This window comes from Streptomyces sp. WM6386, assembly GCF_000972385.1.
Lineage (GTDB): Bacteria > Actinomycetota > Actinomycetes > Streptomycetales > Streptomycetaceae > Streptomyces.
Map to the genome: position 1 here is coordinate 111501 of NZ_JXTE01000017.1, position 10892 is coordinate 122392.

Genomic DNA, 10892 nt, shown 5'->3' on the forward strand with positions numbered 1-10892 from the left:
GGCTTTCACCGTCGGTGAGAGCGGAAGCCGTACTCCCGCCCTGCTTTCCAGAGTGGCCTCGTCCATGCGGTACGTGTGCCTGAGAGATTCCGGGGAGGATTTGCTCCTTCGGCGCCTCCGAACGGTGTCCGGAGGACTCTCCCGCACAGGGTCGGCAGCCGCTTGTCAGCCTAGCAGCGAGGTCGACGCGGATCCCTCGAGATCCCCTCGAGTGGCCACCTCCCCCAATGTGCTCTTTCGTAGTCCTTACGGATGAGTTGCGAGTCGCGACCTAGTGGAGGGCCCGTGCAGACCGATATCGATCCTCGGAACCTGATCGGCCGCAAGGCCTTCGACCGCAACGGCACCAAGATCGGCACGATCGACGAGGTCTACCTCGACGACGCGACCGGCGTACCGGAATGGGCGGCCATACGCACCGGCCTCTTCAGCAGGGACGCCTTCGTCCCCCTGGAGCCCAGCGAACTCCTCGAGGGCACCCTCCGAGTCCCCTTCGAACGAGCCCTGATCAAGGACGCCCCTGACTTCGGGGTAGGCCGCCACTTGTCCCCCGACCAGGAACTCCAGCTCTACCACCACTACGGTCTGGACGTGGCCCCACCGCCCCCCTTCCCGGACCATGACTTCGGCAAGCTGGCAGGCACGGAGGACGCGGAAGCCTGACAGTGGGATTCCAGATCCGGCCGAAGGCCGGCTGCCTCACACCCAACCGGCACCAACGGCAACGGCTCAGCCACCGCCAACGCAGGATCCTCCACCGAGAACGTCCGCACCCGCCCCGGTTCGGAATCCGGCGTCTCGAACCTCACGGTCACCCTCCCCAGCCCACTCCCCTGCACCCACCCATGCCCGAACTCGTCATGCCGCACATCGTGCCCCGAGACCCACCGCCGTTCGACAGGAACCACCGGCGCGTCCTCGGCCGGCTCGACCCGCTGCTCCTCCTCCGCAAGCTCGGCACGCTCCCCCGCGGCCTGAGCGAACAGATCCTCCTGCGTGTAATCAGCAAGCCCACTCACCCCCACCCCCAGCAACCGCACCCCACCCGTCGTGTCCACGGAGTCCAACAACCGCGCCGCGGCCTCCCGCACCACGGCCACGTCATCGGTCGGCCCCCGCAACGTCTCGGACCGGGTCAACGTGGAGAAGTCGTACCGCCGCACCTTCAGCACAATGGTCCGCCCCGACAGCCCGGCCCCCCGCAACCTCCGCACACACCGGTCCGCCAGCCGCTGCACCTCCAGCCCGACCCGCACCCGGTCATGGATGTCCACGTCATACGTGTCCTCGACCGACACGGACTTGGTCTCCCGCTCGGCCACCACGGGCCGCTCGTCGTACGCCATCGCCATCGCGTACAACCCGTGCCCATGGGCCTTCCCCAACAGCCGTACGAGCTCGTCCTCCCCCGCCTCAGCGATCTCCTCGACCGTGTGGATCCCGGCCCGCCGCAGATGGTCCCCCGTCGCCGGCCCCACCCCCGGCAGGATCCGCACCGACTTGGGCCCCAGCAGCGCCCGCTCGGTCCCCGGCTCGATCACCACCAGCCCGTCCGGCTTGGCCTGCTCGGAGGCGATCTTCGCGAGCATCTTGGACGCGGCGAGCCCCACCGACCCCGTGAGCCCCGTGCCGGCCCGTATGTCGGCGCGCAGCTTGACCGCGGCCAGCCGCGCCGACTCCTCGTCCCAGGCCGTTCCCCCGGCCTCCAGATCCACGAACGCCTCGTCGAGGCTGAGCGGCTCCACAAGCGGCGACAGCGCCCGCAGCAGCCCCATCACCTGCTCACTGATCGACCGGTAGAACCCGAAGCGCGGCACAAGATACGCGGCGTTCGGCACCAGCCGCCGCGCCTGAGCCATGGGCATCGCAGAGTGAACACCGAACACCCTGGCCTCGTACGACGCCGTGGCCACCACCCCACGCGGCCCGAGCCCGCCCACCACCACGGCCTTCCCTCGCAGGCTCGGCTTGGACGCCTGCTCCGCCGAGGCGAAGAAGGCATCCATATCGAGATGCAGGATGGTGGGCGCGGTTCTCACATCTCCGATGCTGCCCTACGCCACTGACAATGCCCCGCCTCAAGCGCGGAGCGGCCCTCAGACCGCCCGGTTGCGCCGCCGCGCCAGCTCGTCCGCCGGGTTGTGCCCGACGAGGGTCTCGCCGGTGTCGATCCGCTCCCCGTGCAGCTGCGACAACGCGCTCTCGACGTCCCGCCACACCACGCCCACGGCGATGCCGAAGATCCCCTGCCCGCCCTGGAGCAGCGCGTGGACCTCGTCCGGCGAGGTGCACTCGTAGACCGTGGCACCGTCGCTCATGAGCGTCATGCGCTCCAGGTCCCGGAACCCGCGCTCGCGCAGGTGCAGCACGGCGGTGCGGATGTTCTGCAGCGACACCCCGGTGTCCAGGAACCGCTTGACGATCTTCAGGACGACGACGTCCCGGAAGCTGTACAGGCGCTGCGTCCCCGACCCGTGGGCGGGCCGCACGCTCGGCTCCACGAGCCCGGTGCGCGCCCAGTAGTCCAGTTGCCGGTAGGTGATGCCGGCGGCCGCACAGGCCGTCGGACCGCGGTAGCCGATCTCCTCGGACGCCATGGACGTCGCCCCTCCGCCGCTGCTCGGCACGACCGCCGGTCGCTGCGGAGCGTGATCGGCCGCGCTGCTGTGAAGCGGGTACGGGCCGCTCGCCCCCAGACTGCGTCCGGGAGCACCCCCAGCCGTACCGTCGCCGCTGCTTCTCACGCCGACCTCCGTCCTTGACCTGCCTTCTCGACGGTAGGCAGTCACCCGGGGTGCGTCAACGATCGCCACGCTCGGCACACCGAGTGATAATCACCCTAGGAGTGGTTTCCCGTACCCCACCGCGGGGAAAGGCTAGCCGAATGCGCTCGGGGCGGGCCGCAGGACGCTCTCACTCGCCGCTGGCAAATGCCGGCATTTCAGTGGTCACCAGACACGGCCGCCCCGTCCGGGACCGCGAGTCCGCCCCTGCCTCACTGGCTGCTGGTGCCGAAGTCCTCGGGCGAGATCTGGTCGAGGAACTCGCGGAACTTCTCCACCTCGTCCTCCTGCTCGTCCGGGATGGCGATGCCCGCGTCGTCGAGCACACCGTCGCTGCCGTAGATCGGCGTCCCGGTACGCAGCGCCAGTGCTATGGCATCGGAAGGCCGGGCGCTCACCTCGACTCCGCTGGCGAAGACCAGCTCCGCGTAGAAGACGCCCTCACGCAGATCCGTGATGCGTACTTCGGTGAGCTCCTGACCGACGGCTTCCAGCACGTCCTTGAACAGGTCGTGGGTCAGCGGTCGCGCGGGGGCCATGCCCTGCTGGGCGAAGGCGATCGCCGTCGCCTCCCCCGGCCCGATCCAGATCGGGAGGTAGCGGTCGCCTCCCACTTCACGCAGGAGCACGATCGGTTGGTTGGAGGGCATTTCGACCCGGACACCTACGACATCGAGCTCGTTCACACAGCAACCCTAGGCCGTGCCCGGGACGTTTGGGTAGTCGGGCAGGAAACGGGGGACGGATCCGGTGTACGAGGCCCTCAGGGCAGCCGCACACCGAGGGCGGTCTGCACCAGCGCCGCATGCAGCTTCACCGTGAGCCCCGCCAGTTCCTTCGTACGGGCTTCCGCGTGCGCCCGTGTCTGCGGATTGCGGTGCCGCTTCAACGGGGCCACCACCTGGTCCACCAGGCCGGCCTCCCGGTCGGCGGCGGCCTTCATCACCCGCAGATGCCTCGGCTCGATCCCGAACCGCCCCAGCTCGAGGACGAGCGCCGCCACGGTGACCGTCTCGGCGTCGTACGCCCCGTCCGGCAGCGCGGCGATCAGCCCGTACGACTCCCACTCCTCGAGCTCCCGCTCGCCGATCTCGGCCGCGACAAGCAGCTCGGCCCGCCCGATCCGTACGGCGGTGGGCGCCTCGAAGGTGTCGGGCAGCGCCTCACCGTCCCGCTGACGCCCCACGACGGGCAGTGCTACGGCCTCGCCCCGCCCCATCGCGTCCAGGTGCTCGCGGATCACCTTGAGCGGCAGATAGTGGTCCCGCTGCATCCTCAGCACGTGCCCGAGGCGCTCGACATCCTCCGGGCTGAACTTGCGATACCCCGAAGGAGTCCGCTGCGGCTCGATCAGCCCCTCCGACTCCAGGAAGCGGATCTTGGAGATGGTGACTTCGGGGAACTCGTCACGCAGCGCGTTCAGCACCGTGCCGATGCTCATCAGCCCACTGTCCGCGGCGACGGCGCCGTCCCGGGCACCGCCGCTCGGTGTTTGAAGCATGGACCTTCCCTGGGGTGTCCCCCCGGACGGAGCCCGGGGGCGGGTCAGTAGCCCCGCTGGCTCGCGTAGAAGACCAGCCGGTACTTGCCGATCTGCACCTCGTCGCCGTTGTGCAGCGGCACCGAGTCGATCCGCTCGCGGTTCACGTACGTACCGTTGAGGCTGCCGACATCGGCGACGGTGAACGAGCCGTCCGGCTGGCGACGGAACTCCACATGCCGGCGAGACACCGTCACGTCGTCCAGGAAGATGTCGCTCTGCGGATGACGTCCGGCCGTGGTCAGCTCGCCGTCCAGCAGGAAGCGGCTGCCCGAGTTCGGCCCGCGGCGCACCACCAGGAGCGCGGAACCCAGCGGCAGCGCGTCGACGGCCGCCTGCGCCTCCGGAGAGAGCATGGGCATCTGCGTCTGGCCGGTGACCTCGGCGTCGTAGGCCTCGAGACCGGAGATGGAGATCGTGGAGGTCGTCTCCGACGGGCGCTCGGGCGTACCCCGCAGCGGCGCACCACAGTTGGAGCAGAAGCGGCTGTTCTCCGCGTTGCGGTTACCGCACCTCGTACACACCAGGGCCGACATGGAAAACTCTCCACCCGTACTCGAGGTTGACGGTTGCCCGAAACCTATGCCGCCGGACTGCGCAGGGTCAACAGAGGGCGCGCCCTGACCTCCGGGAACGTCGCCGCCCAGCTGGTCCCGGAACAGCGGGCGCTGGCCCTCCGCGTCTGGCTGTGCGCGATGACGAGCGGTCGCGTTCGCATTGTCGCTACCCTCTCGCGCGCTCTTGCCGAACAACTTCGCAAACAACTTCACGGGCGATTCCCCTTGACCGAAACAGACCCGCCCGTGGGGCAGGACGAACCCTGATTGCATACACCGGCCGACCCGGACATCCTCACAACGTCCGTATCCACCTGACAGTTTCCACCACGCACCACCCAATCGGTGCGTCGACCCCCCGCAACCTCATGCCCTGGCCGGACGCCCCCCATGCACCCGCGGTTCACTGGGAGGACGACCGAGCGTAGTCAGGCCGCTTCGCCGCTCGCAAGGCGTCCACGACGATCTTGGTCGACCGCTCGACGGCAACGGTGGCCTGCTCCTTCTCAAGAGTCTGCACCACGCCTCCAGGAATGTTGAGCGCCGGTTCGAGATCCTGCGGCTTGCCGATGACCTTGAAACGATAGGGAGCGTTGATCTTGTTCCCGTCGACGCTCACGCTCTTGCCCGAGTCGGTCAGGTACGTGCCCGCGACCACGCGTACGCCGTTCACCTGGATCGCCTCGGCACCGGCCGCACGCAGCTCCTGGATCGCGTCGAGCAGCATGTCAGCCTCGACCGTCCCCTTCGTGTCGTCGATGGTCATCGTGATGCCGGGCCCCTGCGCGGCCACCGTGCCCGCAAGGATCCCGAGCTGCCTCTCCTTCTCCAGCGTCTGCTTACGGGCCTCCTCGGCCTGGTCCGAACTGTTCTCCAGCTCGTCACGCTGCTTCTCGAGGCCCGCCTTCTCGTCTTCAAGACGCTGAGTACGGTCATCCAGTTCATCGAGGATGCGAACAAGATCTTCCTGACGCGCACCACGCAGAGCGCTGTCACCGGCGCTGTTCGACGCCACCTGTACGGCCAGACCGAAGCCGAGGCCGAACAGCAGCACGGCGACGATGAGTTGGGCCCGGGTCAGCCGCGGCGGCCACAGGCCCTGCGCCAGCCGCTGACGGCCGGTGAGTCCGGGTTCCTGCTTCCCGGCCGGTTCGGCGGCCTCGGTGTCCGTCGAGGGCACCTCCTCGGGCAGCTCCTTGCGCAGCCTGTTCTCCGACGTCCCGTCCTGGTTGCTCATCGGCCTCACGCCCGGAACACGTGTCGGCGGATAGCCGCGGCGTTGGAGAAGATGCGGATACCGAGGACGACCACCACACCCGTGGACAGCTGGGCCCCCACGCCCAACTTGTCGCCCAGGAACACGATCAGTGCGGCGACGACCACGTTGGACAGGAACGACACCACGAAGACCTTGTCGTCGAAGATGCCGTCGAGCATGGCCCGCAGCCCGCCGAAGACGGCATCGAGCGCCGCCACGACGGCGATCGGCAGATAAGGCTCGACGACCGCCGGAACCTCAGGCCGGACCAACAGGCCGGCCACGACTCCCACGACGAGGCCCAGTACGGCGATCACGATGTGCCCTTCTCGCTTTTCTCGATGTTCGGCTGTGCTGTACGTACGATCACACTCGGCGCCGCGGGCAGCCGGAGGTCGTCCTCCGTGGAGATGCTCGTCCGGATGCCGTAGTTCTCCTGCAGGGCGTGCAGATACAGCCCGTCGGCGCTGTTCTGGAACTTGGTGCTCAGCCGCTGCCCGTCCCCCACCGCAAGCACCGTGTACGGCGGTACCAGCGGCCTGTTGTCGACCAGTATCGCGTCACCCGCGGCCCTGATCGCCGACAGCGCCGTCAGCCGCTGCCCGTTGATGGAGACGGCCTCGGCGCCCGACTCCCACAGTCCATTGACCACGCGCTGCATGTCCCGGTCCCGCACCCGCCCGGTGTCGGAGAACCCGGAGGTCTCGCGTGGGCCTCCGTCGCCGCCGGTGGTGGCTTCCTTGGCATCGTTCACGACCAGCTTCACTCCGGGGCCGTGCACCGCGGTGGCCCCCGACAGGATGCCCACCAGGTCCGCCTGGCCGCTGCCGCCGCTGTCCCGGAGCGCCTCGCGCTGGCGCGTGCTCACGTCGTCGCGCAACTCGTCGACGCTGTTCTCGAGCTTGTCCGCCGCGTCCGTCTCACGGTCGATGCGGTCGATGAGCTCCTCGCGCTCCTTGGCCACGACGGGCGCCGCCACCCGTGCCTGCGCCGCCCCGACGGTCACGACCAGCGCGGCGAGTACCAGCCCGCCGGCCAGCCCGAGCTTCGCCCGGAGCGTCTTCGGCATACCACTGTCGCCCGCGGCCTTCTTCCGGGCGGCCGCCTCTGCGTACCCGTCGTCGAGGCTGTGGTCCATGACGTTGGTGAGCAGCGACATGGACGCGTCCGGGCGCGAGGGGCGCGTAGGGGCGCTCCGAACGGGGGGCTGCTGCGGCATGCCGCACATCGTCGCACGTCGCGACCACTACCTCCGAATGGCCCCACCGACGTGCCGGACAGGCCCCCTTGGGGACACCTGTCCGGCACGCACGCGTGCTGCGTCCTTCAGCGGCCGGCGCTGTCCACGACCGCCGCCCACTCGTCGAGCAGCGCCTGCGCGGACGCGTCGTCCGGTCCTTCCGCCCACAAATGGGTGACGGCTTCGGCGGGGTCGGGCAACACCATCACCCACCGCCCGTCGGTCTCCACGACTCGCACACCATCAGTCGTGTCGACAAAGCGATCCCCGGCGGCCTCCACGACCCGCCGCATCACAAGACCCTTGACCGCCCACGGCGTCGCCAGATCCCGCTTGAGCACATGCGCCCGCGGAATCCGCGCATCGATCTGGCTGAGGGTCAACTGCGTCCGCGCCACCAGCCCGATGAGCCGTACGAACGCCGCCGTACCGTCGAACACACCGCTGAACTCCGGCACGATGAAGGCACCCTTGCCATCACCGCCAAAGATGGTCGAGTCGTCCCGCCCGACCCGTGTCAGGTCGTCAGGCGACGTGGTCGTCCACTCCACCTGCGTGCCGTGGTAGGCCGCCACCTGCTCGGCGATCCTCGTGGTGGTCACCGGCAACGCCACGCGCCCACTACGACGCTCCGCCGCCACGAGATCCAGCATGACGAGCAATGCCCGATCGTCCTCCACGATCCGCCCCTTCTCATCGACCAACGACAGCCGCTCACCCACCGGGTCGAAACGCACGCCGAACGCGGCCCGCGACGACGCCACGATCTCACCGAGCCTCACAAGCCCCGACCGCCGCACATCCGCGGTCTCCGTCGGCCGCGACTCGTCCAGACCGGGATTGACGGTCAGCGAGTCCACACCGAGCTTCCCGAGCAGACTGGGCAGCACAAGCCCGGCACTACCGTTCGACGCATCGACGACGACCTTCAGACCGGACTCGGCGATCCCCGTCGTATCGACATTCCGCAGCAGCGATCCGGTGTACGAGTCGAAGACACTGGCCGGGAAATGCAGATCCCCGATCTCACCGGGGAACGCACGCCGGTACTCCTGCCGCGCGAACACCCGGTCCAGCTTCCGCTGGCTCCCCTGCGACAGGTCGGCTCCGCGCCCGTCGAAAAACATGATGTCGACGGAGTCCGGCACCCCAGGCGTGGTCCGGATCATGATCCCGCCCGCGCTGCCCCGCGCGGTCTGCTGCCGAGCGACGGGCAGCGGTACGTTCTCCAGGTCCCGTACGTCGATGGCGCTGGCCTGCAGCGCGGAGATGACCGCCCGCTTCAGCGCACGCGCACCACGGGAGTGGTCGCGGGCCGTGGTGACGGTGGAGCCCTTCTTCAACGTCGTCGCATAGGCGCCGGCGAGGCGGACCGCGAGTTCGGGCGTGATCTCCACGTTCAGGATGCCGGACACCCCACGGGCGCCGAAGAGATGCGCCTGGCCCCTGGACTCCCAGATGACCGAGGTGTTGACGAAGGCACCGGCCTCGATGGTCTTGAACGGGTAGACCCGTACATTGCCCTGCACGATCGATTCTTCACCGATGAGGCACTCGTCGCCGATGACGGCGCCGTCCTCGATCCGGGCCGCACGCATGACGTCGGTGTTCTTGCCGACGACACAGCCCCGCAGATTGCTCTGCTGCCCGACATACACGTTGTCGTGCACGACAGCCTTGTGCAGGAAGGCCCCGCTCTTCACGACCACGTTGGAGCCCACGACGGTGTGTTCCCGGATTTCGGCGCCCGCCTCGACCTTGGCGTAGTCCCCGATGTAGAGGGGACCACGGAGAACGGCATCCGGATGCACCTCGGCACCCTCGGCCACCCACACTCCGGGCGAGAGCTCAAAGCCGTCGATCTCGACGTCGACCTTGCCCTCCAGGACATCGGCCTGAGCCTTCACATAGCTCTCGTGGGTGCCCACGTCCTCCCAGTACCCCTCGGCCACGAAGCCGTAGATCGGCTTGCCTTCCTTCATCAACTGCGGGAAGACATCGCCGGACCAGTCGACGGGCACATCGGCTTCGACATAGTCGAAGACTTCGGGCTCCATCACATAGATACCGGTGTTCACCGTGTCGGAGAAAACCTGGCCCCAGGTCGGCTTCTCAAGGAAACGCTCGACCTTTCCCTCCTCATCGACGATGGTGATGCCGAATTCCAGAGGATTGGGTACGCGCGTCAGGCAGACAGTGACCAGCGCGCCCTTCTCCTTGTGAAAATTGATCAGCTCGGTGAGATCGAAGTCGGTCAGGGCATCGCCGGAAATAACAAGGAAAGCATCGTCCTTCAACGCCTCTTCGGCGTTCTTGACGCTTCCGGCGGTACCGAGTGGCTTCTCCTCATTGGCATAGGAGAGCTCCATTCCGAGCTCTTCGCCGTCACCGAAGTAGTTCTTGACCAGAGAGGCCAGGAACTGGACAGTTACGACGGTCTCGTTGAGACCATGCCTTTTGAGCAGCCGTAGCACGTGCTCCATGATCGGGCGGTTCACCACCGGCAGGAGCGGCTTGGGCATGCTTGAGGTCATGGGGCGAAGGCGTGTGCCTTCACCTCCGGCCATCACGACGGCCTTCATGTCGGAAGCGTCCTCCTCTAAGAGACGACGGTCTAGCCGACTTCACCCGACTGATTGTCCCGCACATTCTCGCCGCGGGCCATCGAGCCGCTGTCGGCCGCGCCTATCGACGAGTTCCATCGGCCATGGTGTCCGCACGAACCAGGCGGCGGACTTGTACCACGTAGAGGACTCCTGCCCACCAGTACAGCGTTGTACCCCATCCGGCGAACGCCCATCCGAAAATAGCAGCGAGTGACGGGAGCCAACCACTTCCGTCACTGAGCAGCAGGAGCGGGAAGGCGTACATCAGGTTGAACGTGGCAGCCTTGCCAAGGAAGTTCACCTGCGGAGGCGGATAGCCATGGCGCCTGAGGATACCGACCATCACCAGCAGGACCAGCTCACGCGCCAGAAGTACAGCGGTCAACCAGATTGGCAGAATCTCGCGCCAGGTGAGCCCGACCAAAGTCGAGAGAATGTAGAGCCGGTCTGCCGCGGGATCCAAGAGCCGGCCAAGGCTGCTGATCTGGTTCCAACGCCGCGCGAGCTTGCCATCCAGGTAGTCGCTGACTCCGCTGAAGGCCAGCACCAGAAGTGCCCAGCCGTCACTCTTGGGGCCTCCGAACTCGGGCCTGAGAATCAGCCACAGGAAGACAGGCACACCGACGAGGCGCGCCATGCTGAGGATGTTGGGGATGGTGAGGACTCGTTCCGTCTGGACGCGAGTCTCCTGGACCTCCACCCGGGGGCCTCCTGTGGGAAACGTGCCAACGATGCCCCCTGACCCTACCTCAACGCAAAAAAGCTCTGGCTCCTGGGCGGTATGCCCAGGAGCCAGAGCTATAAAAGGAGTTCGGCGGTGTCCTACTCTCCCACAGGGTCCCCCCTGCAGTACCATCGGCGCTGTAAGGCTTAGCTTCCGGGTTCGGAATGTAACCGGGCGTTTCCCT

11 protein-coding genes, 1 rRNA gene and 1 riboswitch are annotated in these 10892 nt (G+C 67.5%); of the genes, 1 reads left to right on the forward strand and 11 read right to left on the reverse strand.

The window, feature by feature from the left end:
- Positions 1–57 precede the first annotated feature (57 nt).
- Positions 58–154, reverse strand: a riboswitch (glycine riboswitch).
- 131 nt (positions 155–285) lie between these two features.
- Positions 286–663 carry a PRC-barrel domain-containing protein gene (locus TN53_RS13555; RefSeq protein WP_046258691.1) on the forward strand — a complete coding sequence of 126 codons (378 nt, stop codon included), beginning with the start codon at positions 286–288 and terminating at the stop codon, positions 661–663.
- On the opposite strand, the gene TN53_RS13560 is transcribed toward TN53_RS13555, so the two are convergent.
- From TN53_RS13560 to rrf, 11 genes are all read right to left on the reverse strand, one after another.
- A complete protein-coding gene (locus TN53_RS13560; protein WP_046258692.1) occupies positions 579–2039 on the reverse strand; it encodes a DNA polymerase IV in 1461 nt (486 codons plus the stop codon). The genes TN53_RS13555 and TN53_RS13560 overlap by 85 nt on opposite strands.
- Before the next feature lie 57 nt (positions 2040–2096).
- Positions 2097–2744, reverse strand: coding sequence for a MerR family transcriptional regulator (locus TN53_RS13565; RefSeq protein ID WP_095046464.1), 648 nt, complete (start codon positions 2742–2744; stop codon positions 2097–2099).
- Positions 2745–2995: 251 nt separating this feature from the next.
- On the reverse strand, positions 2996–3469 hold the full coding sequence (locus tag TN53_RS13570; protein ID WP_004002801.1) for a bifunctional nuclease family protein: 474 nt from the start codon (positions 3467–3469) through the stop codon (positions 2996–2998).
- Positions 3470–3546: 77 nt separating this feature from the next.
- Positions 3547–4284, reverse strand: coding sequence for a MerR family transcriptional regulator (locus tag TN53_RS13575; RefSeq protein WP_046258694.1), 738 nt, complete (start codon positions 4282–4284; stop codon positions 3547–3549).
- 44 nt (positions 4285–4328) lie between these two features.
- The gene (locus TN53_RS45015) at positions 4329–5222 is read right to left on the reverse strand and encodes an FHA domain-containing protein (RefSeq protein WP_095046465.1); all 894 of its coding nucleotides are present in this window, start codon (positions 5220–5222) and stop codon (positions 4329–4331) included.
- Between the two features lie 61 nt (positions 5223–5283).
- The gene (locus TN53_RS13585) at positions 5284–6117 is read right to left on the reverse strand and encodes a DUF881 domain-containing protein (RefSeq protein ID WP_046258696.1); all 834 of its coding nucleotides are present in this window, start codon (positions 6115–6117) and stop codon (positions 5284–5286) included.
- A 5-nt stretch (positions 6118–6122) separates the two neighbouring features.
- Entirely contained in the window at positions 6123–6455 is a 333-nt protein-coding gene (locus TN53_RS13590; RefSeq protein WP_003988855.1) for a small basic family protein, read from the reverse strand.
- Positions 6452–7297: a DUF881 domain-containing protein gene (locus TN53_RS13595; RefSeq protein WP_046258697.1), complete on the reverse strand. Its 846-nt coding sequence runs from the start codon at positions 7295–7297 to the stop codon at positions 6452–6454. The genes TN53_RS13590 and TN53_RS13595 overlap by 4 nt, the downstream gene beginning before the upstream one ends.
- Before the next feature lie 167 nt (positions 7298–7464).
- Positions 7465–9960 carry a mannose-1-phosphate guanyltransferase gene (locus TN53_RS13600; RefSeq protein ID WP_046258698.1) on the reverse strand — a complete coding sequence of 832 codons (2496 nt, stop codon included), beginning with the start codon at positions 9958–9960 and terminating at the stop codon, positions 7465–7467.
- A gap of 103 nt (positions 9961–10063) precedes the next feature.
- Positions 10064–10684, reverse strand: a complete 621-nt coding sequence (locus TN53_RS13605) for a CDP-alcohol phosphatidyltransferase family protein (RefSeq protein WP_046258699.1) — start codon at positions 10682–10684, stop codon at positions 10064–10066.
- 109 nt (positions 10685–10793) lie between these two features.
- A 5S ribosomal RNA gene (gene rrf / locus TN53_RS44050) occupies positions 10794–10892 on the reverse strand; the annotation flags it as partial.